General features: G+C 60.5%; 23 protein-coding genes. 16 read left to right on the top strand and 7 right to left on the bottom strand.

Annotated elements, in window-relative coordinates; translation table 11 throughout:
- The first annotated feature begins 10 nt into the window (after positions 1–10).
- From tilS to RLW55_RS19885, 5 genes are all read left to right on the top strand, one after another.
- Positions 11–1,387, top strand: coding sequence for a tRNA lysidine(34) synthetase TilS (gene tilS / locus RLW55_RS19905; protein ID WP_423415170.1), 1,377 nt, complete (start codon positions 11–13; stop codon positions 1,385–1,387).
- A gap of 114 nt (positions 1,388–1,501) precedes the next feature.
- Positions 1,502–3,454, top strand: a complete 1,953-nt coding sequence (gene ftsH, locus RLW55_RS19900) for an ATP-dependent zinc metalloprotease FtsH (protein WP_409562535.1) — start codon at positions 1,502–1,504, stop codon at positions 3,452–3,454.
- A gap of 100 nt (positions 3,455–3,554) precedes the next feature.
- The gene (gene folP / locus RLW55_RS19895) at positions 3,555–4,658 is read left to right on the top strand and encodes a dihydropteroate synthase (protein ID WP_409562536.1); all 1,104 of its coding nucleotides are present in this window, start codon (positions 3,555–3,557) and stop codon (positions 4,656–4,658) included.
- Between the two features lie 124 nt (positions 4,659–4,782).
- Positions 4,783–5,376 carry a glutathione S-transferase family protein gene (locus RLW55_RS19890; protein WP_414462042.1) on the top strand — a complete coding sequence of 198 codons (594 nt, stop codon included), beginning with the start codon at positions 4,783–4,785 and terminating at the stop codon, positions 5,374–5,376.
- A gap of 15 nt (positions 5,377–5,391) precedes the next feature.
- Positions 5,392–6,015 (top strand): pyridoxamine 5'-phosphate oxidase family protein, encoded by a 624-nt coding sequence (locus RLW55_RS19885; protein WP_423415169.1) that lies wholly within the window; start codon positions 5,392–5,394, stop codon positions 6,013–6,015.
- Here the strand turns inward: RLW55_RS19885 and RLW55_RS19880 are convergent, their stop codons facing one another.
- Genes RLW55_RS19880 through RLW55_RS19870 form a run of 3 tightly spaced genes read right to left on the bottom strand, consistent with a single transcriptional unit; the run spans position 6,016 to position 8,788 of the window.
- Positions 6,016–7,344 (bottom strand): APC family permease, encoded by a 1,329-nt coding sequence (locus tag RLW55_RS19880; protein ID WP_409562539.1) that lies wholly within the window; start codon positions 7,342–7,344, stop codon positions 6,016–6,018.
- Positions 7,345–7,379: 35 nt separating this feature from the next.
- Positions 7,380–7,853: a hypothetical protein gene (locus RLW55_RS19875; protein WP_423415168.1), complete on the bottom strand. Its 474-nt coding sequence runs from the start codon at positions 7,851–7,853 to the stop codon at positions 7,380–7,382.
- 26 nt (positions 7,854–7,879) lie between these two features.
- Complete coding sequence (locus RLW55_RS19870) at positions 7,880–8,788, bottom strand: ParA family protein (RefSeq protein WP_013946665.1); 909 nt, start codon at positions 8,786–8,788, stop codon at positions 7,880–7,882.
- Between the two features lie 352 nt (positions 8,789–9,140).
- Here RLW55_RS19870 and glmM point away from each other — a divergent pair, with 352 nt between their 5' ends.
- The 8 genes from glmM to RLW55_RS19830 all read left to right on the top strand — a co-directional run bounded on the left by glmM (position 9,141) and on the right by RLW55_RS19830 (position 19,040).
- Positions 9,141–10,493 (top strand): phosphoglucosamine mutase, encoded by a 1,353-nt coding sequence (gene glmM, locus RLW55_RS19865; protein WP_409562542.1) that lies wholly within the window; start codon positions 9,141–9,143, stop codon positions 10,491–10,493.
- A gap of 240 nt (positions 10,494–10,733) precedes the next feature.
- Positions 10,734–11,525 (top strand): outer membrane protein, encoded by a 792-nt coding sequence (locus RLW55_RS19860; RefSeq protein WP_423415167.1) that lies wholly within the window; start codon positions 10,734–10,736, stop codon positions 11,523–11,525.
- A gap of 274 nt (positions 11,526–11,799) precedes the next feature.
- On the top strand, positions 11,800–12,636 hold the full coding sequence (locus RLW55_RS19855) for a hypothetical protein (protein WP_423415166.1): 837 nt from the start codon (positions 11,800–11,802) through the stop codon (positions 12,634–12,636).
- A gap of 91 nt (positions 12,637–12,727) precedes the next feature.
- Positions 12,728–13,897 (top strand): phosphoserine transaminase, encoded by a 1,170-nt coding sequence (locus RLW55_RS19850; RefSeq protein ID WP_423415165.1) that lies wholly within the window; start codon positions 12,728–12,730, stop codon positions 13,895–13,897.
- Positions 13,898–14,052: 155 nt separating this feature from the next.
- Entirely contained in the window at positions 14,053–15,744 is a 1,692-nt protein-coding gene (locus RLW55_RS19845) for a mucoidy inhibitor MuiA family protein (RefSeq protein WP_409562546.1), read from the top strand.
- Positions 15,745–15,844: 100 nt separating this feature from the next.
- Positions 15,845–17,134: an adenylosuccinate synthase gene (locus tag RLW55_RS19840; protein ID WP_409562547.1), complete on the top strand. Its 1,290-nt coding sequence runs from the start codon at positions 15,845–15,847 to the stop codon at positions 17,132–17,134.
- A gap of 35 nt (positions 17,135–17,169) precedes the next feature.
- Positions 17,170–17,964 (top strand): YdcF family protein, encoded by a 795-nt coding sequence (locus RLW55_RS19835; protein ID WP_423415164.1) that lies wholly within the window; start codon positions 17,170–17,172, stop codon positions 17,962–17,964.
- A gap of 239 nt (positions 17,965–18,203) precedes the next feature.
- Positions 18,204–19,040, top strand: coding sequence for a hypothetical protein (locus RLW55_RS19830; protein WP_409562549.1), 837 nt, complete (start codon positions 18,204–18,206; stop codon positions 19,038–19,040).
- Positions 19,041–19,056: 16 nt separating this feature from the next.
- On the opposite strand, the gene RLW55_RS19825 is transcribed toward RLW55_RS19830, so the two are convergent.
- The 4 genes from RLW55_RS19825 to RLW55_RS19810 all read right to left on the bottom strand — a co-directional run bounded on the left by RLW55_RS19825 (position 19,057) and on the right by RLW55_RS19810 (position 23,004).
- Positions 19,057–19,365, bottom strand: a complete 309-nt coding sequence (locus tag RLW55_RS19825) for a hypothetical protein (protein ID WP_409562550.1) — start codon at positions 19,363–19,365, stop codon at positions 19,057–19,059.
- A gap of 251 nt (positions 19,366–19,616) precedes the next feature.
- Complete coding sequence (locus RLW55_RS19820; RefSeq protein ID WP_423415163.1) at positions 19,617–21,809, bottom strand: DUF1217 domain-containing protein; 2,193 nt, start codon at positions 21,807–21,809, stop codon at positions 19,617–19,619.
- A 174-nt stretch (positions 21,810–21,983) separates the two neighbouring features.
- Positions 21,984–22,502, bottom strand: a complete 519-nt coding sequence (locus RLW55_RS19815; protein WP_409562552.1) for a GNAT family N-acetyltransferase — start codon at positions 22,500–22,502, stop codon at positions 21,984–21,986.
- A gap of 49 nt (positions 22,503–22,551) precedes the next feature.
- Positions 22,552–23,004: an NUDIX domain-containing protein gene (locus RLW55_RS19810; RefSeq protein WP_423415162.1), complete on the bottom strand. Its 453-nt coding sequence runs from the start codon at positions 23,002–23,004 to the stop codon at positions 22,552–22,554.
- Positions 23,005–23,099: 95 nt separating this feature from the next.
- On the opposite strand from RLW55_RS19810, the gene RLW55_RS19805 reads away from it, so the two are divergent.
- The 3 genes from RLW55_RS19805 to RLW55_RS19795 all read left to right on the top strand — a co-directional run bounded on the left by RLW55_RS19805 (position 23,100) and on the right by RLW55_RS19795 (position 26,039).
- On the top strand, positions 23,100–24,005 hold the full coding sequence (locus RLW55_RS19805) for a metallophosphoesterase family protein (protein WP_423415161.1): 906 nt from the start codon (positions 23,100–23,102) through the stop codon (positions 24,003–24,005).
- A gap of 319 nt (positions 24,006–24,324) precedes the next feature.
- Positions 24,325–25,422: a patatin-like phospholipase family protein gene (locus RLW55_RS19800; protein WP_409562555.1), complete on the top strand. Its 1,098-nt coding sequence runs from the start codon at positions 24,325–24,327 to the stop codon at positions 25,420–25,422.
- A gap of 98 nt (positions 25,423–25,520) precedes the next feature.
- Entirely contained in the window at positions 25,521–26,039 is a 519-nt protein-coding gene (locus tag RLW55_RS19795) for a DUF3280 domain-containing protein (RefSeq protein WP_409562556.1), read from the top strand.
- The last annotated feature ends 95 nt before the right edge of the window (positions 26,040–26,134 follow it).

Below are 26,134 nucleotides of genomic sequence, written 5' to 3'. Positions count from 1 at the left end.
GAGTTTGCCCGTGCGTAGAGCTTTGCAATCGCCGATTAGCACTGTCGAAGCGGATGCCGCGCTGGCGGAGCTCGCGCGTTTCGATCATGTCGTGCTTGCGGTATCCGGCGGTCCGGACAGCATGGCGTTGATGGCGCTCGCAGCTGAATGGCGTGCCCGTTTCGAAGAGCTAAAGCCAAACGTCTCCGTCGCCACCGTCGATCATGGTCTACGCACCGAGTCGCGTCGTGAAGCCGAGATGGTCGGCGCCGAAGCGCGGCGCCACGGTTTGCCGCACGCTATTCTGAGTTGGGACGGAGAAAAGCCGACCTCGGGTCTGTCGGCCGCCGCACGGGAGGCGCGCTATCGTCTGCTCGAAACGCACGCGAAAACGATTGCTGCGGCCAACATCGCAATCGTCACGGCGCATCATCGTGACGATCAGGCCGAGACGTTTGCGATGCGGCTTGCGCGCGGGGCGGGCCTGGATGGTCTTGCCAGCATGCGTAGCGAACGGCCGTTGCGCGATGGCGCGGCGATCATGCTGATGCGGCCGCTGTTGGCTTTTCCGAAAGCGCGGCTGTTGGCGACGGTCGCTCAGCGCGGCATCAGCTATGCCGAAGATCCGACGAACCGCGACCGGCGCTATGAGCGGGCGCGCGTTCGCTCGGCGCTGGAGCAGATGGAAGAGGCCGGTCTGTCGTCTGAGGCCATTGCAACGTCCGCCCGGCGCCTAGGCGAAGCTCGCGAGGCCTTGGCCTACGCCGAAGCGCACTTCGTGGCATCACTTGATCTGTCATACGGCAACGACGTTTTCGCGAAGCTCGATCGCCGGGCATTCGAGGCTGGCCCGGCATTCCTGCGACAGAAAGTTCTCGCGCGGCTTATCGCGCGATACGGCGGCGCAAGTCCGTCACCGCAACTTTTCGAGGTTGAGGACTTGGTGGCGCGTATGCAACGCGATGCTGCCTCAGCGGCAACACTGGGTGGAGTGGTAGTATCGAGCGGCTCGCGCTTCGTGCGCGTCTGGCGTGAGGTGGGGCGGCTCGGACAAGCCGAGATCATGCTGTCCGTCGGTGAGTCGACCGTCTGGGATCAGCGTTTCGTCGTGCGGTTTGCGCCGGATCAGGCCGATATGGCCGATACCGTCACGGTTAAGCCTTTGGGCGAAAAGGGCTATGCGGCCATCGTGCCGCGCCTTGCGCCGGCCCGTCGGCCGCCGACCCGTGCGGCACAGGCGCTGCCGTCATTTTGGATCGGGGACAGGTTCCTTGCGGCCCCTTCTCTTGCCCCATTCGCGTTATTCGATGCAGCTCCGCTCGATCCCAAGGCATACGAGATCAGCCCCTGGTTGCCGCTGCCAGATCTTAAGGAATTGGCCGTACGGTCGGAGGCCAAAGGTTGGTAAATGCCCGAACTTGTGCGGCGTTACGCTGGCACCTATGTTAGGGTCTAACTTTGGGGGCAGCAGTGCCGCCGAGCACGCGCCGATTTGGTGCCGGTGGCACCATCAAGGAAAAATATGAACCCGAATTATCAGAAACTTGCGATTTGGGCGGCACTGTTCGTCCTGTTGCTTGCCCTCTACAATCTCGTCAGCAATCCGAGCACGACGCGCCGGACCAACGAAATTCAATATTCGGAATTTCTTGATGCCGTCGATAAGGGTAACGTAACCGAGGCCGTGATTGCAGGTAATCGGATCACGGGTACGAAGCGCGATGCGAGCAGCGGAGACGTTTCGTTCTCGACTTACGCCCCGGAAGACCCCAACCTCGTAAAGCTTTTGCGCGAGAAGGGTGTAAAATTCAAAGCGCGACCCGCCGAGGATGAAGTGCAATCGATCACGAGCATTCTTCTGAGCTGGTTCCCGATGCTGTTGCTCATCGGCGTGTGGATCTTTTTCATGCGTCAGATGCAGTCCGGCTCCGGTCGAGCCATGGGCTTCGGTAAGTCACGCGCCAAGCTTTTGACGGAGCGCCACGGGCGCGTCACGTTCGAAGACGTGGCCGGCGTCGATGAGGCGAAGGCCGATCTTGAGGAAATCGTCGAGTTTCTGCGCGACCCGCAGAAGTTCCAGCGCCTCGGCGGACGCATTCCGCGCGGCTGTCTGCTCGTCGGTCCTCCCGGCACCGGTAAGACGCTAATTGCGCGCGCCGTGGCCGGTGAAGCCAACGTGCCGTTCTTCACAATCTCCGGTTCCGACTTCGTCGAGATGTTCGTCGGCGTCGGCGCGAGCCGCGTCCGCGATATGTTCGAGCAGGCGAAGAAGAATGCGCCATGCATCATTTTCATCGACGAAATCGACGCTGTCGGCCGCCATCGTGGCGCCGGTCTTGGCGGCGGCAACGACGAGCGCGAGCAGACGCTCAACCAGTTGCTGGTCGAGATGGACGGCTTCGAGGCTAACGAAGGCATCATCATCATCGCGGCGACGAACCGTCCCGACGTGCTCGATCCCGCTTTGCTGCGTCCGGGCCGTTTCGACCGCCAGATCGTCGTTCCGAACCCGGACGTCATGGGACGCGAGAAGATCCTGCGCGTCCATATGAAGAAAGTTCCGCTCGCGCCGGACGTCGATCCGAAGGTGATCGCGCGCGGTACGCCCGGCTTCTCTGGCGCCGATCTCGCGAACCTCGTCAACGAAGCGGCCTTGCTTGCTGCGCGCCGTAACAAACGGCTCGTAACGCAGGCCGAATTCGAAGATTCCAAAGACAAGGTCATGATGGGCGCCGAGCGCAAGACCATGGCCATGACTGAGGAAGAGAAGCTCGCGACCGCTTACCACGAAGCAGGCCATGCGATCGTCAATCTTGTCGTGCCGGGCAACGATCCGCTGCACAAAGTAACGATCATTCCGCGCGGCCGGGCGCTGGGCGTGACGATGAGTTTGCCGGAGCGTGATCGCCTCAGCTATTCGAAGCAGTGGTGCGAGGGCAAGATCGCGATGGCGTTCGGCGGTCGTGTCGCGGAGCAGCTGATTTATGGCCGCGAGCACTTGAATACCGGTGCATCGAGCGACATCAGCCAGGCGACGAACATCGCCAAGAAGATGGTGACTGAGTGGGGCATGAGCGAGAAGCTCGGTCCGCTGCTCTATTCCGAGAACCAGCAGGAAGTGTTCCTCGGCCATTCGATCACGCAGCAGAAGAACATGAGCGATGAGACCGCCAAGCTCATCGACGAAGAAGTTCGCCGCATCGTGACCACCGGCCAGACCACGGCTTGGGAAGTGCTGACGAAGCACAAGGGCGAACTGGAGCTGATGGCGCAGGCGCTGATGGAATACGAGACGATCTCGGGCGATGAGTGCCAGACGATCATGCGCGGCGAGAAGATCTCTCGTCCGACGGATGATGACGGTACGAAGGGGCCCGCCGGTTCGGCTGTTCCCTCGGCCGGTCGTCAGCCGCCGCGTCCGCGCGGAGAACCGCAGGGCGGCATCGACATCGGACCTGAGCCTCAGCCGCAGTAAGTGGCGAGGTCGATGGTCGGCCAATAATTTCCAAGCGGCCGCGATTGTTTCGCGGCCGCTTTTTCATGAGTTATGCGCGCACGGGCAGGCACACACCGGAATGAAACGCTCAATCTATCTGCAACCCACCGCCATCTTCTGGGACCGGAGCGAGCGGCGCGCCGTTGACGAAGCGGATGTGCCTGAGTGGAAGGGCTTGCCGCTGGCTGGCGGTCGGCTGTCGTTCGCCGCGCTCGACGTGCTGACGCGTGGCTCGTCAAGCACCAAGCGGCGGACGGTCGTGCTCGGCGATGCCTTCAGCGGCGATTGGGGGCGGGAAGCGCTGGCTGCTGCCGATATTCTGCAGGAGCTTTCGGAACCGCGGGCGCGGCTTGCCGGTATGTCACTCGACCGGCCGCGCATCATGGGCATCATCAATGTTACGCCCGATAGCTTTTCCGATGGCGGCGAGTTTGCTTCGACGCGCGATGCGGTCGAACACGGTCTGCGTTTGATCGAACAGGGTGCCGACATTCTCGATATTGGCGGCGAGAGCACGCGACCGCAGGCTGACTATGTCGCTGTCGAAGAAGAGCTACGACGCGTCATTCCCGTGATCGAAGGGCTGCGAGCAAAGACGGATGCCGTCATTTCGGTCGATACGCGCAAGTCTGAAGTCATGAAGCGCGCGGCGGCGGCGGGAGCTGATATTCTGAATGACGTTTCGGCCTTCACGCACGAACCGGACGCGCTGGAGGTTGCTGCCGAGACGGGGCTGCCGGTCATTATCATGCACGCGCAGGGCGATCCGAAAACGATGAACGACGATCCGCAGTATGACGACGTCGTGCTCGACGTGTTTGATTATCTGGAGAGCCGCGTGCAGGCGTGCATCGCGGCCGGGATTCCGAAGTCGAAAATCGTCGCCGATCCGGGCATCGGCTTCGGCAAGCATCTGCATCACAACGTGGCGGTGATGGCAGGGTTGTCGCTCTATCATGGGCTCGGCGTGCCGCTGCTTCTCGGCGCGAGCCGTAAGAAGATGATCGGTCAGCTCTGCAACGTGGATGGTGCCAAGAACCGGGTGCCGGGTTCTCTGGCCTGCGCCATCGCGGGCGTTGCGGCAGGCGTTCAGATGGTTCGCGTGCACGACGTGGCGGAAACGAAGCAGGCCGTCGAGGTCTGGCGGGCGTGTTCGGCAGGAACGGAGAAGGGGCTGGACTAAACGACACGGTGGCCGATCCTCCCTCTCATTTTTCGAGAAGGTCCTTGCTGGAAATCCGGACTGCCGCCGCCGGCTAGCATGCCCTATCTCCGGTCTCCAGAGACGGTGAGAGAGGGCAAAGGCGATGAAATTATACGATCTCGATGTTTCCGGAAATTGCTACAAGGTCCGACTGCTTTGTTCGCTGCTCGGCGTCACGGTCGAGCTAATCCCAGTCGACTTTATGGGCGGCGCGCATAAGCGCAGTCCCGTTATCGATCTCAATGCGTTTGCTCAGGTGCCCGTCCTTGAAGACGGCGATGTTATCCTCAGAGATAGTCAGGCGATCCTCGTTTACGTCGCTCGTAAGTGGGGCGGGGAGGCTTGGCTGCCCACCGACGCGGAGTCGATGGCGCGGGTCATGCAGTGGCTCATGGTGGCGGAGAACGAAATCGCACGCGGGCCGGGCGATGCGCGCCTGCATGACAAGTTCAAAATGAATATCGACATCGCGGCGGCGCGAGAGAAGGCGGCGCGCATTCTGACGATCATGGATCGGCATCTTGAAAAGCGGGAGTGGCTGGTTCTCGATAGGCCGACGGTCGCAGACATCGCCTGCATGCCTTATGTCGCGCTCGGTTGGGAGGGTGGCGTACCGCTCGACCCATATCCGGCAATTGCTGCTTGGGTCGAGCGCATCAAGAAACTTCCTGGCTTCATCGGTATGCCGGGTCTTTGACGAAAGGTATGTGCTGTGGATCGTGTCGCGTCTGACATTGCGTTTACGCCTGCGGTGAAGGCCGAGCAGGCTCGGCATGGGTCGCGCCAGCAATACGAGCGCATGGAGCGGCTCAGGGGCTGGCCGACGGCGATCACTGAAGATCTCGCGGAACGGATTGCGGAAACGCGTTCGTTCTATTTGGCGACGGCGAGCGCCGACGGGCAGCCTTATGTGCAGCATCGCGGCGGCCCAGCGGGGTTTGTCAAGGTTCTCGACGAGAAGACGCTGGCGTTCGCGGATTTCGGCGGCAACAAACAATACATCACCGTCGGCAATCTGGGTGAGAACGCGAAGGCGTTCATTTTCATCATGGACTATGTGAACCTGCGCCGCGCCAAACTCTGGGGCACCGCAAAGGTGGTCGAGGGTGACGACGCGCTGCTGTCGCAGCTCAGCGATCCGGGCTACCGCGGCAGGCCGGAGCGGGCGATCGTCTTCACACTCGAAGCGTGGGATCTGAATTGCCCGCAGCATATTCCACGCATGCTGCCGTTCGACGAAGTGAAAGACGCGATCGGCCGGTTGCAGTCCCGCATCGCCGATCTGGAGGCTGAAAACCAGCGCCTGCAAGACGAACTTGCCGCCGCCGCGCACTGATCAGCGCTGGCTTGCCTTCGTCAGCCGCAATATTGCGTAGAGCGCGAGAATGCCGGCGAGGAGCGCGGCGGCGAGTGCCGGCGCGCGCCAGTCTGCGCTCGCGAGACGGGTGATCAGCAACACGCTGCAGACGCCGATACCGGCAATCGGTAGCGCAATCGGGATTTCGAAGCGGCCCCGCGCTTCACCGGGGCGGCGCTTCAGAACGACGAGCGCCGCATTCACCGCAATGAAGATCACTAGCAGTAGCAGGACCGTGGCCGCAGCGAGGTCGGCAATCTGGCCGGCGACGACCAATAGCAGGAGCAGTCCGAGCAACGCTGCGATGGCGATGTGCGGTGTCCGGCGGGTCTCATGCACGCGGCCGATAAAGCTCGGCAACAGGCCTTGTCCCGACATGCCGTAGATGAGGCGCGAGGCTGTCACGTAATTGACGAGCGCGGTGTTGGCGACCGAGAAAAGCGCGATGAGCGTCATTAGTTCCGCCGGGATGCTCGGCGCACTCTTTTCGAGGACGGCCGTCAGCGGGCTCGGCGCAGCGGCGAGTTCCTGCCACGGCACGACGGAAACGGCCGTGATCGAGACGGCGACGTAAAGCACCGCTGCGGCGAGGGTGGCCACGATCAAGCCGCGCGGGATCGTGCGCTCGGGATCTTTGCATTCTTCCGCGACGTTCACGGCATCCTCGAAGCCGATGAACGCGAAGAAGGCGAGCACGGAAGCCTGCAAGACGACGACCCCGAGGCCGAGATCGGCGCGCTCGGGCGGGATTTGGAAATAGTCGACGGTGCCCCAGTACGAGAGGCCGGAGGCGATGACGAGGAGGAGGCCCGAGACTTCCATCAACGTGCAGACGACGTTCACCCACATGCTTTCGCGAATGCCGCGGAAGACGATGCCGGAAAGAATGAGAAGGAAGCCGATGGCGATGATGTTCGGCGACGAGGCTTCCCAGCCAGCCAGATCGGCGACGATGGCGGCGAAGATTTTTGATTGCGTCGCGACCGACGTCAGCCCGGAGGCAACGAGCGCCAAACCAATGGTGAAGCTCAGAACTGGAATGCCGAAGGCGCGGTCGGTGACGTAGGCGGCGCCGCCCGCGCGCGGGTACCGTGAGCCGAGAGAGGCATAAGACAGCGACGTCAGCAGCGCCGCAACGAGCGCGGCCAGGAATGACAGCCAGACAGCGGAGCCGGCTTCGCCTGCAGCCTTGCCGATCAGGCCGTAGATACCTGAGCCGACCATGCTGCCGAGCGCATAGAGTGCAAGCTGAGTCGGCCCGACGGAGCGGCGGAGATGAGGGGGTCCGTCGCTCACACTGTCGGTCACCAATAGGCTTCTCCCGGTTTAAGGATTGCGGCCGGTTAGCTTGCGGCGGCTTTGCGATCCGCGAGCCGGCGTTCGACGCCTGCCACGATGGCCTTGCGGATATCGTCGGTTCGTTTCAACGACGCGTCAACCGGGACATGTTGCGCTTCGGCGAAGGCACGTAGATTTTCGGCCGACTTGATATCTTTCAGCCGCAGCATCAGGCCGTCGCGGCCATGCTTCGCCAAGGCGACAAGCGCGGAGAACAGGTATGGATTGAAGTTCTCGGCGCGGTCGTGCCGCTCTTGAACGGCGATCTCGCTTTCGATCTTTGGTGGCGGAGGAGGCGTCGCGGCAGCTTCCGGCAGGTCGGCAGGGACCTCCCACACCAGCATGCGATTGACGGACTTCGTCAGCGCGGCTGCAAGTTTTTCGGCTGTTTCCGCATCGAGAGACGTTTCGCGCCGGATGTGGGCACGAAAGAAGTTGAGCATCTCATCGCCGGGCCAGAGCTGTTTGCCTTTGCTCATGATCGACGTCTTTTCGCTCTCAACGGTTAAGAAACAGCGACTGCGGCTTTCTTTTTCGCGGCGACCGTTTCCACCAGTCGCGCGATTTCCTGGTGAAGCTCTTTCACGTCACCGGCAGCATCGCCGTATTTGGCGTCGATCGGGCGGAGCTTGCCAAGATAGTCGAAAGCGTTGGCGATGCCGTTGCGCTGCGGCAGGAACGTCTCGAGCACAGGATGCACGAGGCTAATTTCTTCGATCATCATATAGTCGCGGTCGTCGTTGCGCACGTAGTTTGCGAGGCAGACGTAACGGCGGTCTTCCGGCGGCATCTCGGCCAGATCGTCGAGGTTGCGCATGTCCTCGATCAGCATGGCGACGCGGTCGACGGCAAGCTGCGAGACGTAGTCGGGGCGGAATGGCACTATCACCTTGTCAGCCGTCTTGAGCGCCGCGAGCGCCGCGAACGAGAGGCCTGGCGCACAATCGAGAATGACGACGTCATAGTCGCCTTCGAAGCGGCGGATGAGGCTTTCCATGCGGCCGCGTACACGGTTGGCGACGACCTCGGGCACGTTGCTCTGGTTCGCCTGCTTCAGGTACAGCTCGCCCTGGATATCCTCGAGCAGAAGAGATCCCGGCACGAGCGAGATCGGCGCGGGCTTGCCGTTTGCCGCAGAGACGTCGCCGACGTTCTTGGCGACATAGTCGCGCGCATTCGCCGGGATGCCGTCGAAAAGATCGTAGAAATAGTCGGCGATCGTCTTGCCGGCCTTGCGGGATTCGTTCCAGCCCTGGCCGCCCATAAGGATCAGTGAGGCGTTGCACTGGGAGTCGAGGTCGATCAGAAGGACGCGCTTGTTGCCATAGACCGCCAGGCCGTGCGCGAGCATCACCGAAACCGTGGATTTGCCGACGCCGCCCTTTCGGTTTGCGACCGCAAGAAAGACTGCCATAATTGCGTTACCTCTCAGATCGCGCACGCCAATTCAGCCCTCTGAGGCGCGCGATTCATCAATAGCCGAGCTATGGGCCGATTCCATGTCGCTTCGCCACCCCGCGCGAGGACGCTCAGTAGGTGCGGCTTTATTAGCGCTGTTTTCAACCCTCAGTGGAATTCCGTGCAAAATTTTGTTTCATTCAACCATGGGGATGGAATGCGGAACAGCTCTCGGGCATCTATGATGGCGAGGGGTGAGGGGGAAGCAGGTCGTCTCGGTGCGACACGCGTTTCTCCGCCAATTCCGGATTGCTTCGCCGGGGCCAAAAAGGCCGGCTGCAAGCGTTCCGGCTCTACGGGAGGATAGCATGGCACGGCGGTATTTCGGCACAGACGGCATTCGCGGTCTCGCCAATCGTCACCCGATGACGTCGGAACTGGCGTTGAAGGTCGGCATGGCGGCCGGAACCGTTTTCCGGTCCGGTACGCATCGCCATCGCGTCGTCATCGGCAAGGACACGCGGCTCTCAGGCTATATGCTCGAAGCCGCACTGATGTCGGGCTTCACCGCTGTCGGCATGGATGTGTTTCTGCTTGGGCCCATGCCGACGCCGGCGGTCGCCATGCTGACGCGGTCGCTGCGCGCCGATCTCGGCGTGATGCTATCGGCATCGCATAACCCATCGCACGATAACGGCATCAAGCTGTTCGACCCTGACGGTTACAAGCTGTCCGACGATATGGAACAGCAGATCGAGGATCTGATCGACGCGGACAGCCGGACGCTGCTTGTCGATGCCGATCGGATCGGACGGGCAACGCGGGTCGAGAGCGCGCAGGAACGCTATATCGAATTCGCCAAGCGGACGATGCCGAAGCAGCTGCGCCTCGCAGGGCTCCGGATCGTCATCGACTGCGCCAACGGCGCTGCCTACAAGGTCGCGCCGGAAGCGTTGTGGGAGCTTGGTGCGGAAGTCATCAAGATTGGCGTCGAGCCAAACGGTCTCAACATCAATTTGAACTGCGGTTCGACTTCGCCGCAGACGCTGGTCGACAAGGTCAAGGAGTTGCGCGCCGACATTGGCATCGCGCTTGACGGCGACGCCGACCGAGTCGTGATCGTCGATGAGAAGGGCGATATCGTCGATGGCGATCAGCTGATGGCAGTGATCGCCGAAAGCTGGCATCGCACCGGCAAGCTCGCGGGTGGCGGTATCGTCGCGACGGTGATGAGCAATCTCGGGCTTGAGCGGTACTTGCGGTCTATTGGTCTCTCCCTGGCGCGCACGCCGGTTGGCGACCGTTATGTGACCGAATACATGCGGAAACACGGTTTCAACGTCGGAGGCGAGCAGTCGGGCCATATCGTGTTGTCGGATTTCACGACGACGGGTGATGGACTGGTTTCTGCGCTGCAGATTCTCGCCTGCGTCGTGGCGACCGGAAAGACAGTATCGGAAGTCTGCAATCGCTTTCGCCCGTTGCCGCAGATTTTGCAGAACGTGCGCTATTCAAACGGGCAGCCGCTCGAGGACACGCGCGTGGTCAAGGCGATCGAAGGCGCGAAAGCAAAGCTTGGCGAGAACGGGCGCCTCGTCATCCGGCCATCGGGCACGGAGCCTGTCATTCGCGTGATGGCGGAAGGCGACGATGAGAAAATCGTATCCAGCATCGTGGGCGACATCGTCGATGCCGTGAAGTCGGCAGCAGCCGCGGCTTAGTGGGACGTTTGTCCTGGCATCCTCGGGTTCGTTCTCGATGGTAATAGACTTAGTGCAGGCACAGGGCTGCACGGCCACAAGTCAGCGTGCGGCATTTACCTTTCGTTAGGACTATGGCCACGGCTAGGCGTGCCACAATTCGACGGCGATTAAGGCTCCCTTAAACACTCTCGGCAATATTCGGGTTCGATTTTAAATCCGGTTCGGCGAATCGCGCGGACCGGTTCCTAGGGAACCCGTATGTTTTTTGCGCGCACAGTTCCGTTTGTCAGCGCTGCGCTTCTGTTCGGAGGCGCCGTTGGGGCGTCTGCGGCCGATCTCGGGACGCCCGATCTCGACACTGCGCCGACGATGGCGCCGATGCCTCAGCAATTTACGTGGAAGTGGTATCTGCGCGCCGATGGCGGGTACACGTGGTATCCGACGCCGGGCATGTCTTTCAGCGATTTCGACACGCACGATACGAAGTCGGAAGGCGCATGGACCGTCGGCGGCGGCATCGGCCAGTATTACGCGTGGGGCTTCCGCGGCGACATCACCGTCGATCATATGTTCGACGCCAAGAACGAAACCGATTTCGATTTCGGGTCTTCGCAAGTCGATTTCAACAGCACGGTCGTGCTTGCGAACCTCTATTACGAATTCAATCGCGGCGGGCGTTTCGTCCCTTATATCGGCGGCGGCATCGGCTGGGCGCATAACGAAACGAATTCGGGAACGGTCACGACGGCGGCGGGCACATCGTCATACGGCGGACAATCGACCGACAACTTCGCGGCCGCAGCCATGGCCGGCATCTCGTGGCGCCTGTGGGGCGGCCGGACGATGTATGTTTCGGGCAGCACGAAAGATGCCGATCCCGTCGAGGTCAATACGGGGCACGCGGTCTATCTCGATTTCGGATACCGCTTTCTCTACCTCGGCGACGCCAAGACGGTGGCATTCGATGCCGACGGCACGACGGCGGCCGAGAAGCTCAAAGAAATCACCGCGCACCAGTTTCGTATCGGTGTGCGTTACGACCTGAATTAGGGGGGCGGACGCGTTTTGTCCGCTAAGTAAATGAGTAGGCAGGCGCGGGGGGCTGCGTCTGCTTGGAATGCCAACAGGTGCGGTTTGTACTGCGGTGTTTCGCGTACGTGTGTCCACGTTGTTGCGTCGTGCGCTTCCCTTTAAGGGAAGCGCACAGGACACCGTCCGAAGACCGTTTTTCCCTCCCTTGGCTTTGTTAGCGCAAGCGTAGCGTCGAGCAGAGTCACAAGTGGCGTGCGTTTTGTCTTGAGCGCCGACTTCAAAGGGTGGGGCGATGAAATCTACCATTGCGTGGATTGCGACTATATTTGTGATGGCTTCCGGTGCGGCGCCTGCGATGGCTGCTGATTGGGGAGGCGTCAAAGACATGGGCGGCGGCGTGCCGATCCCGGTGCCTGCTCCTGCGCCCGTCCCGACATATGATGCGGACAGCGATTGGTATATCGGGCTCTCGCTGGGCGGCAATCTGTCGACGGATGCGACGCTCCGGGATAGCGATCCGAATATGCCCGTCAGAAACAGTAGCGATCTTCCTCTTTCGGAAACATTCGGGCTCATGTTCGGACGCTACATCACGCCGTCTCTAAGGTGGGACGTCGCCATTGATTACACCCCGAACTTTAACCTGATTGACGGGATGACAAGTTACTCAACATCGAACGCGTTCGGTGACCAGTTCAATGTGTCCCGAGATGACACCGTAAAACTCTCCCGAACGACTGCGCTTTTCAGCTTGCTGTACGATATTCCCACTGGCACTCGTTTCACACCGTACCTAGGGGGCGGCGTCGGAATCTCGTGGCGACGCCTGCAGCGCAGCTACACAGAGTATTCCTGCGATGCAACGGCTGATCCGACTTGTAGCCCGTCCACAACTCCAACTTTTCGGGGCTCTGACTCGAAAAACCAAATCAACGTAGCCGCAGCAGTTCAGGCAGGCGTGTCGACCGATCTTACGGACTCGATCGTTTGGGATAATGGCTGGCAGATGCTTTGGGAGAGCGGAGGCATTTCGATCGACGGCAATTCGGTTTTCGGCAATAACCGGCTGACCTTTAAGGATTCCGTCGTACAGCAGTTCCGCTCCGGCATCCGCCTCAAGTTCGATTAGAAAGCGTGCACCCTTGTGTTGCTTTGGTGCCGAAAGGCGGCCGTTCGCGGCCGCCTTTTTCTTTGTGCGGAGGGCGTGCTAATAGGCGCCCATGCTCAAGTCTTTAAAGCCTAAAACCAAGCCCGAAAGGCCGTTCTTTTCGTCCGGGCCCTGCGCCAAGCGGCCGGGGTGGCGGCCGGATGCACTCAGCAATGCGCTGGTCGGGCGCTCGCACCGCTCGGCGGAGGGTCGGGAGCGATTGAAGCTTGCCGTCACGCGCACGCATGAGCTTCTGCGATTGCCGCCCGGTTATGAAGTCGCCATCGTTCCGGGCTCGGATACCGGCGCGTTCGAAATGGCGATGTGGAATTTGCTCGGACAGCGCGGCGTCGATGTTCTTGCCTGGGACGTGTTCGGCCGCAACTGGCTGCGGGACGCAACATCCGAACTAAAGCTTGCCGATCTCAGAACGTTCGAAGCCGAACCGGGGTATCTGCCTGATCTTGGTCAGGTGGATTTCTCGCGCGACGTCCTTTTCACCTGGAACGGCACGACGACCGGCGTGCGTGTCCCGGACGCGAATTGGATCGCATCCGATCGCGACGGACTTGTTATTTGCGATGCGACGTCGGCGTTGCTCGCAGAAGGGATCGATTTCCGCAAAATCGATGTGCTGACGTATTCCTGGCAGAAGGTGCTCGGCGGTGAGGGCGCGCACGGCATGCTGATCCTGTCGCCGCGCGCGCTCGAACGGCTGGAAACGCATCGGCCGCTTTGGCCGGTGCCGAAGCTGTTCCGGCTATGGAATGCCGACGGCGTCCTGCGCGACGTGTTCGAAGGTGTGACGCTCAATACGCCGTCGATGCTATGCGTCGAGGACTATCTCGATGCACTCGCCTGGGCCACAGAGATTGGCGGACTAGAAGCGACGATCGCGCGTGCCGACGCTAACGCAGCGCTGCTTTACGATTGGATCGAGCGGACGGATTGGATTGCGCCCTTGGCCGTCGATCCGCAGACGCGGTCGCACACGTCGGTCGCGATGCGCTTTGTAGAACCGCAACTTGCTGCTGCCTCGGAGAGCGTGCGCGCTGATGTCATGCGCGCGATGGTGCAGTTACTCGAAGCCGAAGCGGCGGCGTTCGATATCGCGGCTTATCGTGGAATGCCCGCGGGTCTGCGGATCTGGTGCGGCGCGACGGTCGAAACGCAAGACATCGCCGCGCTTCTGCCCTGGCTCGATTGGGCCTATGCGGAGGCCCGTGCCGTCATTGCGGCCTAAAAATGAGCCGATGCCGCTCGCAAACTGGTTAAAACTGGTCGTGTCAATGCCTTTTTCTCGCGCATACCATCGGTCATAATCGGCCGGGCTCACCAGCGCGCTAGGGTGCGGTCTTCCCCACGTGTCAGAAACGATCAACGAGAGGTCTCAACGCGATGCGCTTTGTCTTAGCGGCTGTTTGGGCGGCTGTCTGGTTTTCCGCCTTGTCCGCACCGGCATTTGCGGCTCAGGTTCCGGCAACGTCGGCCGTTGATGCGGTGACGGTGTTCCTGTCGGGGGCAGAAGTGACGCGACTGGCGAAGGTGCATCTCGATAAGGGCGAGCACACCATTGTCGTCGGCGACCTGCCGGCGAGCGCTATTCCCGGGTCGATCCGCGTCGAAGGGCGGGCGTCCGGTAAGCTCGATATCGGTTCTGTCGATACGGCGCAGAAAATGCTGCAGCGTGCTGAAAGCGAAGCGGCGGATGCGCAGCGTAAAATTCTCGAAGACAAGATACAGACGCTGAAGGATCAGCGGAAAACTATCGAGGCGCAGGCGCTGGCGGCAAAGACGCAGCAGAAGCTGATCGCCAACCTGGCGCAATTGCCGACGCGGCCCGCCCCGCAGGGCGAGCCTGCGACGGCGCTCGATGACTGGACAAAGGTTCTGGCGCTCATCGCGCAGGGAACGACCGATGCGGGCAAGCTCGCGCTCGATGCCGAGCAGAAGACACGAGACATCGACCGGCAGATCGCCGACGCCAAGGCGCAGATGTCGTCGCTTGCTCCGGCGCGTACGCGGCAGACGGAAGTGCGCATTCATGTGATCGCGCAGAGCCCGCTCGATGTCGATTTGAGCATTCACTATCAGGTGCCGGATGCACATTGGACGCCGCTTTATGATGCGCGCCTTTCGACGGGCACCAAAACCGAGCCGCCGAAGCTTTCGATCGACCGGCGGGCTGCCATTTCGCAGGTGACAGGCGAGGACTGGAACGGCGTTTCAATGGAACTTTCGACGGCGCGTCCGTCGGATGGATCTGCGGCGCCGGATATTGAGACGCAGTTCGTCGATTTCGAGCCGGAGCCAAAGCCTGTAGCGGCAATGCCGGCTCCGCCACCCGCTCCGACGCTGATGGCGCGTCGTAAGATGGATGCGGAGCTTGACGCTACACTCGGTGCGGGTGCGGAGGCTAACGCCCCCGTCGCGGCTGAAGAAGCCGTTGCACAGCTCAAAAGTGCGCCGTTCGATGCGACGTTTGGGGTTCCGGGACGGGTGACCGTGGCGGCGAACGGCGAGCCCAAGCGCGTCTTGATCGCGTCCGAAAGCAGCGAGCCGACGCTTGGCTGCCGCTCAGTGCCGAAGGTTGATACCAACGCCTACCTTTACGCCCGGATCAATGTAGCCAAGGGGAGCCCCATGCTGCCGGGCACCGTCTATCTTTTCCGGGATGGGACGTTCGTCGGAACCGGAAATTTACCACTTTTGCGCCCCGGAGAAGACCACGATATCGGTTTCGGCGTTGACGATCAGGTGAAAGTCAAGCATGCGGTGCTGGAAGATAAGCGCGGCGAGACCGGGCTGATTTCGACGTCGCATGTCGATAGCCGGAATTTCCAGGTCAACGTCAAGAACATGCATGAGCGGCCGATCGACGTAACGATTCTCGATCGCGTTCCGGTCTCGCAGAACGACGACATCAAGGTCGAGATGACGGGCAAGGCGTCGCCCACTACGACCAACGTCGATGACAAGCGCGGCGTCATCGCCTTCCAGGCGAAGCTGGAGCCGGACGAGGAGAAAATCCTCGAGTATGGCTATCGGGTTTCGTGGCCTGCGTCGAAGTCGGTCGTTTACGGGCCTTGAGGCGGGCGCTTCAAGTCCCGGGTTTAACAAGCGGGTGTGCCGCATGGCCCTGGCTCGAGCCGGGGCCAATTCATGAGAAGGCTGAGAAGGTTTAAGACTTATGGCGAATGTCGTCGTGATCGGAGCCCAGTGGGGCGACGAGGGCAAAGGCAAAATCGTGGACTGGCTCTCGGAGCGCGCCGACGTCGTCGTGCGTTTTCAAGGTGGGCATAACGCCGGGCATACGCTGGTGATCGGCGACAAGACGTTCAAGCTGTCGCTTCTGCCGTCGGGCGTGGTGCGGCCGGACAAGATGTCGGTGATCGGCAACGGCGTCGTCATTGATCCGTGGGCGCTCGTGAGCGAGATCGAGCGACTAAGGGAGCAGGGGATTTCGATCACGCCGGATAATCTGCGCATCGCCGAGAACGCGGCGCTGATCCTGCCCCTGCATCGCGAACTCGACGTCGTGCGCGAAGCGGCAGCCGGCACGGAGAAGATCGGTACGACGGGCCGGGGCATCGGTCCGGCCTATGAAGACAAGGTCGGCCGCCGGGCGATCCGATTCCAGGATTTGGCGACGCCCGAGACGCTCGGGCCGAAGGTCGATCGTTTGCTGGCGCATCACAACGCGTTGCGGCGCGGGCTTGGTCAGGAAGAGATTTCGAAGGCGAAGCTGATCGATGATCTCGTCACGATCGCGCCGAAGGTTCTGCCTTACTCGGACGTGACCTGGGAATTCCTCGACGATGCGTGGCGGCAGGGAAAGCGCATTCTGTTCGAGGGTGCGCAGGGCGCGCTGCTCGATGTCGATCATGGCACGTATCCGTTCGTTACCTCGTCCAACACCGTTGCGGCGCAAGCGGCGACCGGCTCCGGTATCGGTCCGCGCCACGTCGGCTACGTGCTCGGGATCGCGAAGGCCTATACGACGCGTGTTGGCTCGGGTCCGTTTCCGTCGGAGCTGACGGATGCCATCGGCGAGAAGATCGGTGAGCGCGGCCGAGAGTTCGGTACGGTGACGGGACGCAAGCGCCGCTGCGGCTGGTTCGACAGCGTCCTCGTCCGGCAGGTGGCCAAGGTGTCCGGCATTGACGGCATTGCGCTGACGAAGCTCGACGTGCTCGACGGCTTCGACACGATCCGCATTTGCGTCGGTTATAAGCTTCGCGGCGAGCGGCTCGACCGGCTGCCTGCAAGCGCCACGGCACAGGCCGAGATCGAACCGATCTATGAAGAGTTCGAGGGCTGGTCGGAATCGACCTACGGTGCGCGGCGCTGGGCCGATCTGCCGGCACAGGCGGTGAAATACGTTCGCCGCGTCGAAGAGTTGATCGAATGTCCGGTCACGCTACTCTCGACGAGCCCCGAGCGCGACGACACGATCCTGATGAAGGACCCATTTATCTGATCTGACGAGTTTCGGCGCGAGGGGGAGCGAAGCTGATGTTTTTCGTCGCGTCGAAAGTTATTTTCTTCTGCATTCAGCCTTCGAACCTGGTGTTCTTTGCGCTGCTCGGTGGCACGCTGCTTCTCGGCTGGTGTCCAAAGTGGGGGCGGCGGCTGCTCTATGTCGGTCTCGCCGGTATCGTGCTGTTCGGCTATCTGCCTGGCGGGAACATTCTGGTCCTGCCACTCGAAGAGCGCTTCGCCTCGCGCGTTCCGGCTGTGCCGCACGAGAAGATCAGCGGCATTATTCTGCTGGGTGGCTTCGAGGATATTTCCATCACGCGGGCGCGCGGCGGATTGGCGCTCAACGAAGCCGCTGAGCGTTTGACCGAGACGCTTCGGCTCGCTCATGAACTGCCCGAGGCCAAGGTCGTTTTTACCGGCGGCAGCGGGGCGCTGTTCGGCGACAATGGCATCGCGGATGCGGTGAAGCAGTTCTTCATCGACGCAGGAATCGCGCCCGACCGCATCATCATCGAAAACGACTCGCGCAATACCTATCAGAACGCCGTCTTCACGAAGGCGCTGCTAAGGCCCGTTCAGCAAGATCGCTGGCTGCTCGTGACGTCGGCCTATCACATGCCCCGTTCGATCGGCGTGTTTCGCAAGGTCGGCTTCGACGTTGTGCCATATCCAGTCGATTTCCGCACGCGCGACTGGGACGATGCGTTCCGTCCGTTCGACAGCTTCGCGGCGGGATTGCAGCGCACGGATCTGGCCGTCAAGGAATGGATTGGGCTCGTCGCCTATTGGGTCACGGGTCGAAGCTCGGCGATTTTTCCCGGTCCTTGAACCGCGCCGCCGCGCAGTCGTGCTAGCGCCGTTCGCTTGACGAGTGCGGCGCACACGGACGACCCAGTGCGCTTTCGGTATTTTCGGCTGGAACAATCACGCCGCGACACTGTTGAAACCTCGAATCTTGGCGAGGAGACGTGTGCAGTGCACGAGATCATCTATCTGATCGGACTAATCGTGGTCATCTCGTTTCTTCTGAGCCTTCTGGGTTTTAGATGATCGAAGGAGATGCGCAGATGGCCGATGTCATCGAAATCGAGGCGACGACCCCAGCTGAATCCTTCCTGAGCTGGCGAGGTATTCTCGCCGGGGCGGCAGCAGGTTCAGCGTTTTCTCTGGTACTTATTTCCCTTGGACTTGCGGGTGGCTTGTCGCTGCTGTCGCCGTGGCCGGGTCAGTCGCACACTGGATTGGCGGCAAGCGTAGCGGCAGCTTGGAGTTTGATCGCGACGATCGCTTCGTTCCTGATTGCCGGATTTGTTGCGGCGCGCGTGCGGCCGCGTGTTGCAGATGTGCCTGCGGACGAGGTCGAATTTCGCGACGGCGTACAAGGATTCGTCGCGTGGGCAGTGTGCGTGTTGTTTGCGGGACTGATCGCAGTCGGCGCGAGCGGTCTTGCCCTGCACGCGACGTCGGCCGTCGCCAAATTCTCGGATCGAACATCGTCAAGCCCACTGTCGGCAATAGTGTCGACGCTGTCGGCGCCACCCGAAGGTAAGCCGGTGACGGCGGCGGTGCCGCTGTTCACGGCCGACGAGACGCGCACCATCGAAGGCGTTTTTCTGAAATCGGTCGGCAGTAGCGGAATGGCGCCGAAGGATAAATCGTTCGTGGCAAACATCGTCGCGGCAAAAGCCGGTATTCCGTTGAGCGATGCCGAGACGAGAGTCGATGTGGCTTATGCGGATGCAGTCGCAGCTCTCGACAAAGCGAAGAAGGCCACCGAGCTGTCCGGGCTGCTGACAGGTATCGGTCTGCTGATCGGCCTCGCGGCGGCTTGGTATGGCGGGGTCCGCGGCGGCAAGAGCCGTGACGAGAACATGCCCGGCCGCCTGAGGTTCGGCGGTTGGTGAGGTGAGGACCGGCCGGTTATTGGCCCAGGATGATGCGCGGCTTGCGGCGCGGTTTCGGTAGCGTCGGCAAGGGCGGTCCGAACAGCGGCTGCACGAGATTATAGTTGGGACCGGCTGCACCGCCGCTGTTGCTGCCGTTCCAGCCAGAATCGGGGCCGAGCATGGTGTCGGGCGGCAACGTTGGGCCTAAGCGATCGACGGGCGCCACCGGAACGTCTCCGGCTGGGCCGCGCGGCCCTGAACCTGAACGGGGTTCCGCGCCGGCCGCACCAACCGACAGGGCCAGCAAGGCCGCGGCGGCACTGGAGATGGCGAGGGGTCTCATCTGGCTGTCCTCTGCGAGAGCGTGGCACATCCGGCCAAAGATCAATCGCTAGATTAATCTCTGGCGCCGGAGACGGAAAGACCATCCGACCGTATCCTCTCGGCTGCTGCTTAAAGGGCACAAGCGGGACAAAGAGCCTTGAACCACGCGAGAAAATGGGCGCTGACCCCAGAGTTCACGCAGTGCAGGCGGCTTCACATTACATGCGGAACGACGCAAATCCGTTAAATGGCCCCCCGCAATTGCGAGGATCAGGAGCTGGTCGGGACTGTGATCGGGTCGATGGTGATAATGCCGTTTGAAGAGTTGGAGCTTCCCTGCAGGATCTGGAGGACCGGAGAAGTCGAGGTCACGTCAGAATTGTTGATGTCATAAAGTGCTGAGAATTGTGCGATGAGCTTGGTCAGCTTTTGCGGGTCTTGGAGGTCTGTGAGGTTGAGCTTCTTAGTGATCATCGTGGCCTGGGTATCGATATCGGCGTTCGACATATAGCTCGACAGGCCAAGGGCGGTCTGGGTGAATTGCAGAAGCGCTTTGTCGCCCAGGATCTGGTAAGCTGACGTGATGGTCGGAGCCTTTTTCAAGAAATAAAGAGCGAGCTGCACGCCGGTGCTCTGGTCGCCCGCTTGCGTTTCCATCGTCTGCTCGACGTAACCGTCCTTGGTAGTGACGATCTGGCTGCGATCCTGGACCTGATTGATCGGCACGCTGAGCGTATTGCCGTCTGTCCCGAAATTGAAGGCGACGTCGAGAGCGCGATACTGCGCATTTTCAGGCTTGTTGATGTAACTGGTCGGGTCGGTCGGATCGCTGGTTAGGATTTTGCGCAAATCCGTAGTGGTAAGATTGGCGTCCTTTAAATTGTAGGCATCGAGCGCGTAGTTGACGAGGCGCTGGTCCTTCAGGAAGTCGTCGACATTCGTGATCGAGCCGATCGTCGATGTGTAGTAATTGCTTTCGGCTGTAGCCAATGTCTGCTGCTGTGTGGCTGTCGCGCCGGAGGCGACCGCGCCACCGTTGTGTCTCGTGTATGCCGTTACCGTTGTCGCGAGATTGGTGTTGGTTTGCGCAACGTTGGCCGTTTTCGCATTGCCATCGGCGTCGAAATTGAAATCCTGCGCCAGCTTGATGTAGGCGGCGTTGTGCGACTGGTTCGCAAAGCTGTGCGGATCGTTGGGATCGCTCGTCAGTATCTTGGTCAGCGTATATTTCGACGTCGTATCGGAATTGAGTCCGTAGGCGGCCATGATGAAAGAGTATGCGGTGCCGCTCAAGAGATCGCTGACGGTCGTGATGCCTTCGACCGTGCTCTTATACGCGGTAATGGCGCGATCGTTCGAGGCCTGCAGGTTGTCATCGAAGGTGTTCGAATAAAGATTGACCACGTTGTTGAGCTGATCTGTCGTTTGGATCGAGCCGTTGATGGAGCCGTCGGTGTTGAAGTTGAAGGATTGGGCGAGCTTTTTGTAGGCCGTATTGGTTTGCTGATTGGCGACGCTGCTGGGATCGGAAAGATCGCTCGTCAGCACCTGCTTAAGCAGCGTTCTGGATGTGAGGCTGGGGGTGAGCCCAAAGGCTGTCAGCGCAACATCGACGAGGGCGTTGTTGGCGAGGAAATCATCAACGTTGGACACCGTGCCGATAGTCGATTTGTAGTATTGCGTTTTGTAATCGGCGGCCTGCTGGCTGGCGTTCGTGCCAGTCGCGTTGAAATATTGATAGACGGTTGTGGCCGTGTTCGCTGCCGATTGGGCTGTGCCGTTGACGGTGCCGTCGGTATTGAAATTAAAGGCTGCAGCCAGCGTTTTATAATTCGAATTGTTCAGCGTGTTCGCGACACTGTTGGGATCGGACAGATCGCTCGTTAGGACCGCGCGGATCGTCGATTTCGAAATAAGATCTGGATCGATGCCATAGGATCTGACCGCGACATCGTATAGGCGAGGGTTTGCCATCAGCTGATCGACGGACGTGATGTTGCCGATGTTGGCCTGATAGTACGTCGCTTCGGTTTGGGCTGAGGTCGCTTTGTTGACCTGCGCCTGCGTGTAGAGATCAATCGTATCGTCTTCGTCGTTGGTATTCTGGGCGGTCACTGCCTGCTGAGCGACGGTGCCGTCGGTCGAGAATTGATAGGCCTTGGCGAAGGTGAGAAAGCGCGGATCGGTGAGCTTGTTGACGAAGCTACTGCTGTCGCTCAGGTCGCTGGTCAGCACCTTTTTCATGAAGGCCTTGGCGTAGGCCATGTCGCTTAGCCCGTAAGCCGTCATCGCATATGAGAACAGGCGCTGGTTGTTCAGGAAATCATCGACGGACTTCACCTTGCCGATGTTGTCTTGATAATACTGTGCGGTAGTGGAAACGTCCGACTGAGAACTGATGCGGGCAAGCGTTTTGGAGAGGTCGGCTGCGTAGCTCTGATAGAGGAGATACGTTGAGGTCATCGCCGGCTTTCCCATTCCGTGGCTTGCATCGAGGGGACTGTCGCCGAGGCAGCTTGCGTGGGCCTGCCCCTGGCGCGTTTCGATGCTTGATACAACTCGTGTGATGATGCCCGCGCGGAATCCTCCGGCGATTCGGTTACGAGGGCGTTACGATCACAGACGGCCTTGGTCCAATCAGGCGGGTTTTCGAGCAGGGGGTTCTGCAACCACAAGACCGCGATACTCGGCGAGGGCATCGGCCGCGAGTTCGTAGGCCAGGATGCGCTGCGGATTGACCGGGCCGGGAAAAACGATCTGGCCCATCGGCACGGGATTGAAGCCGAAGCGGCCGTAATAGGGATGATCGCCGACGAGCACGATAAGGCGGGCGCCGCCGTTGCGCGCAGCTTCCAGTGCTGCCGCGATCAGCTTACTGCCGAGGCCAAGGCTGCGGTGTTCGTTGTCAACGGCGATCGGTCCGAGCAGGACCGCACCCGTCTTGCCGCCAATGGCGATCTCAGTCGTGCGGATCGAGGCAATAACCGTTTTGCCGAGACAGGCGACAAGGCAAAACCGCGACAGGTGCCCCTTGCCCTCGCGCACGCGATAGGCGGAGCGGGCAAAGCGTCCCGGACCGAACACGCGCGCATGCAACTTGGATATCTCGGCGATATCGTCGGGAAGCGCGGGGCGGATGGTCAGGGACGGGGACATGCGCGAACACAGAAAGCTGGAGGCCGAAGGAATGCAGCCGCGGCTTCTATCATACTTCCGGCGCCATGCGATCCTCGACGGAGCGGCGAATTCGCTCGGCCGTCTGAGCGCCCGTGTCCGGCGGAAGGGATTCGATCGGGAAAAAACCCACCTCGCGGGTGGAGAGCGCGGTTACACGCCGCCAACGGCGAACGAGGTACACTCCCGTTTGCTCATTTTTTCCCCTGGCATAGAAGAACGACAGATCCGGTTGGCCGTTAACCTCGATGTCGGCGACCTCGCGCAGGACGCGGCGGAGGGCCGTTTCAAGATTTTCGCTGTTATGAACCAATCCCACCGGCAATTCCCAGGTGCTGCCACTTTCGTTTTGGACCATAAGAGTGCGCCCCGCTTCGTCGATGACACAGGCTTCGACGGAGAGGTTCAGCCCACGCGCTACCCGCCAATACTTTTGAAACACGCGGGCAATCCATCGACCGAGCAGCGGAATGTCTTCTTTCAACGGCAAACTCTCCTTCGGCAATGCCCGTCGCTGGACATTTCCCATCCGCAGGGTGATCTAGACGTGCGTTTCTCTATATATCGTTCCTGCCGCCAATGACCGAAGCTTTCACGCTCGCGCATTTTTCCGACGTGCACCTGCCGTCTACCGTGCGGGCGGCGTGGCCTTTTTGGAATGCAAAACGTCTGCTCGGGTACGCCAATTGGATGCGCAAGCGGCGGCGCGTTCACGTGCGTTCGGTCGCCGACAGATTAGTGGCGGACGCGAAAGCGTTGAGGCCCGATCATATCGCCATCACGGGCGACCTTATCAATCTGGGGTTGCCGGGAGAGTACGAAGCGGCGCTCTGTTGGCTGAGGACCGTCGGGGCGCCTCGGGACGTGACGGTCGTTCCCGGCAATCACGACATTTATTCAAGCCTGCATGGTCATGCCGGAATTGGTCGGTGGGCGCAGTATATGGGCGATGAAGACGACACGCTGGCATTTCCGTTCGTCCGCCGCGTCGGGCCGCTCGCGCTCGTCGGCTTGAACTCGGCCGTCGAGACACCGCCGTTTTATGCCGGCGGCAAGCTTGGTCCCCATCAACTCGAAATTGCCAGCGAGCTTCTTGATGCGCTTGGCCAAGAAGGCGTCATTCGCGTTGTGCTGATCCATCATCCGCCATTGCCGGATCTCGCGCCGACACGACGGGCATTGAGCGATGCGGCGCATCTTTCGCATTTGCTCGAACGCGGGAATGCTGAACTCGTGCTCTATGGACACAATCATCAACCGCGGCTCGATTGGCTACATTCGCGCGGCAAAGCCGTTCCGATCATCGGCGCAGCATCGGCGTCAGCAGCGATCGCGCATGGCGAAGAGCCGCCAGCGAACTACAATCTCTTCACGTTCTTTAAAAACGAAAAGGGATTGCGCATTCGTCATATCGTGCGCGGTATCGATGGGCCGGAAAGCGCGGTCAGGAAGATCAGCGAAACGGTATTGAAGGCGCCGGCATAAATTTCTGGCAGCCCATTTTCGTGTCGCGGCCATATGCCACGCGCAAATGAAAGCAGCGTTGCGATGCCTCGTCGTGACGCGTCTTCTCTCCATGCAGCGCAGGTATGCTTGTGTTCTGAGCAAGTATGACAGCGTGGCCGCCCACACGATGGGCAGGAAAGGCGTGCAGCGCGTGTGTTATATTTACGCGCTAGTGCATAATCTGGGTGAAAGCCTGTCGTTCTGACGCGGCGCCATTGACACAAGCTCGCCGCGAGCGGTCATGATATGAAGACGCGCTGGCTTTCATTTTTAGGTGGCCTGCGGGGAGCACTGCAATTTGCCTAAACCTGTCGAAATCAATCTCGCCCTTCAGGGCGGTGGAGCACACGGCGCCTTCACGTGGGGCGTTCTCGACCGTCTGTTGGAGGATGAAACGCTACAGTTCGGATGGATCAGCGCAACGAGTGCTGGTGCCGTCAATGCGGTAGCGCTTGCAGCCGGTCTGGCTGAAGGCTCTCGTGCCAAAGCGCGCGAGAAGCTCTACAAGATCTGGCATGCGATCCATCAAGCCGGTGTGCCGGATCTCACGCGTCTCAATCCGTTTCTGAACGGATTGGTTCGTCCGACGCAATTGACGACGCATCTCGCGACGATGCTGTCGCCATACGAATTCAATCCGCTGGGCTTCGATCCGCTCCGCCGGCTGATTACCGAGCATGTCGATTTCGATCTGATCCGCACGCGCTCGCCGGTCGAGCTGCTGATTGCTGCGACGCATGTTGCAACGGGTCGCGCACGTCTTTTCCGCGAAGATGAGATCACCGTCGATGCGGTGCTGGCATCGGCCTGTCTGCCGGTTATGCATCACGCCGTCGAAATCGAAGGCGCGGCCTATTGGGACGGAGGCTTTTCGGCCAATCCCGATATTGTGACGCTGGCGAGCGAAAGTCCGGTTCCGGACACGCTGCTGGTGATGGTGTCGCCGCGCGTGAACGAACATCTGCCCACGACGGCGCGCGACATTTCCAATCACGCCAACCGGCTAACGTTTAACGCGCCGCTGTTGCGCGATATCGAAGTCGTGACGGCGGTGCGCGAAACGTCCGGGCCGCTCATGGCAAAGGGCCGTTTGGCGCCGATCTGCCGACATCGCTTTCATTTGATCGACGGTGGTCCGATCACGGGCACGCTCAATCCCGAGACGACGATGCAGCCCGATTGGGATGTCATCACGTATCTGCACGGCGCCGGGCGCGACCATGCGGAGAAGTGGATGGACGTCGCTCGTTCTGCCGTCGGCCGGCTCGAAACCGTGGACCTCGCGAACTATTTCTTTCCACCAGTCGAAGATGGCGTGCAGTTCCGCACGGTTGCCACGCCAAAGCGGCACACCGGGCGTCGCGGCCTCGGCGGTGGCGTTAAACGCGCGAAGTAGCTTCGTCGGGCAAATCTCCCGGTCACAATCGTGGGATTTGCCTGCAACAAATTGGTCTCGCGGCGGTATTCCTTTCGGAATTCGAAGGAATACGAGCAATGATCAATTGCAGAACTCTCTTTGTGACGTTGATGGCGGCGTTATTGCTGCCATCGTTGCCGATTTCAATTGCCGAGGCCGCGCCGCAGCGCTTGGCTTTCCTCGGCGTGCGCATCCAAAACGACAACGAAGGCTTGGAGCCGACGACCGATGCGGAGCGCAAGCGCATGGCGGCGATCGGTAAGCAGTTCACCGATGCGCTGGTGACGTCCGGCGACTATAAAATCGTACCGTTGACAGACGATATTCGCGCCGAGATCGCGCGCGGACAGTCCGTTGGGCATTGCGGTGGCTGCGAGGCCGATTACGGCAAGACACTGAAAGCCGATCGCGTCGCGTGGATCACGGTGCAGAAAGTTTCAAACCTGATCCTGAATATGAATGTCTACATCGCCGACGTGACGACAGACAAATATACGTTCATCAAAAGCGTCGATATTCGCGGCAACACGGATGAATCGTGGTCACGCAGTCTGAAATACCTGCTCGACAATTACTTCTTTGAACGGAAGTCTTAGCGCAGGTGCCGCCGTCTTCGGTGAGGAACCTATAATTTTGCGTAGATGGCCGCCTTTCGCGGCCATTTCTTTTTTGGGGAAGATGACAACGAGTG

Origin of the sequence: Hyphomicrobium sp. B1 (assembly GCF_049532635.1) — a bacterium.
GTDB lineage: Bacteria > Pseudomonadota > Alphaproteobacteria > Rhizobiales > Hyphomicrobiaceae > Hyphomicrobium_B.
The sequence above is the reverse complement of the archived record's forward strand: the minus strand, read 5'-3'. Positions and strand labels throughout refer to the sequence as shown.

Bases quoted from the DNA above. Each gene is read 5' to 3' on its own strand.
- glmM (WP_409562542.1), top strand. From the start codon at position 9,141: ATGGCACGGCGGTATTTCGGCACAGACGGCATTCGCGGTCTCGCCAAT.
- RLW55_RS19825 (WP_409562550.1), bottom strand. From the start codon at position 19,365: ATGAGACCCCTCGCCATCTCCAGTGCCGCCGCGGCCTTGCTGGCCCTG.
- RLW55_RS19830 (WP_409562549.1), top strand. From the start codon at position 18,204: ATGGCCGATGTCATCGAAATCGAGGCGACGACCCCAGCTGAATCCTTC.
- RLW55_RS19820 (WP_423415163.1), bottom strand. From the start codon at position 21,809: ATGACCTCAACGTATCTCCTCTATCAGAGCTACGCAGCCGACCTCTCC.
- ftsH (WP_409562535.1), top strand. From the start codon at position 1,502: ATGAACCCGAATTATCAGAAACTTGCGATTTGGGCGGCACTGTTCGTC.
- RLW55_RS19795 (WP_409562556.1), top strand. From the start codon at position 25,521: ATGATCAATTGCAGAACTCTCTTTGTGACGTTGATGGCGGCGTTATTG.
- RLW55_RS19835 (WP_423415164.1), top strand. From the start codon at position 17,170: ATGTTTTTCGTCGCGTCGAAAGTTATTTTCTTCTGCATTCAGCCTTCG.
- RLW55_RS19860 (WP_423415167.1), top strand. From the start codon at position 10,734: ATGTTTTTTGCGCGCACAGTTCCGTTTGTCAGCGCTGCGCTTCTGTTC.
- RLW55_RS19875 (WP_423415168.1), bottom strand. From the start codon at position 7,853: ATGAGCAAAGGCAAACAGCTCTGGCCCGGCGATGAGATGCTCAACTTC.
- RLW55_RS19855 (WP_423415166.1), top strand. From the start codon at position 11,800: ATGAAATCTACCATTGCGTGGATTGCGACTATATTTGTGATGGCTTCC.
- RLW55_RS19845 (WP_409562546.1), top strand. From the start codon at position 14,053: ATGCGCTTTGTCTTAGCGGCTGTTTGGGCGGCTGTCTGGTTTTCCGCC.
- RLW55_RS19870 (WP_013946665.1), bottom strand. From the start codon at position 8,788: ATGGCAGTCTTTCTTGCGGTCGCAAACCGAAAGGGCGGCGTCGGCAAA.
- RLW55_RS19840 (WP_409562547.1), top strand. From the start codon at position 15,845: ATGGCGAATGTCGTCGTGATCGGAGCCCAGTGGGGCGACGAGGGCAAA.
- RLW55_RS19815 (WP_409562552.1), bottom strand. From the start codon at position 22,502: ATGTCCCCGTCCCTGACCATCCGCCCCGCGCTTCCCGACGATATCGCC.
- RLW55_RS19805 (WP_423415161.1), top strand. From the start codon at position 23,100: ATGACCGAAGCTTTCACGCTCGCGCATTTTTCCGACGTGCACCTGCCG.
- RLW55_RS19890 (WP_414462042.1), top strand. From the start codon at position 4,783: ATGAAATTATACGATCTCGATGTTTCCGGAAATTGCTACAAGGTCCGA.
- RLW55_RS19850 (WP_423415165.1), top strand. From the start codon at position 12,728: ATGCTCAAGTCTTTAAAGCCTAAAACCAAGCCCGAAAGGCCGTTCTTT.
- folP (WP_409562536.1), top strand. From the start codon at position 3,555: ATGAAACGCTCAATCTATCTGCAACCCACCGCCATCTTCTGGGACCGG.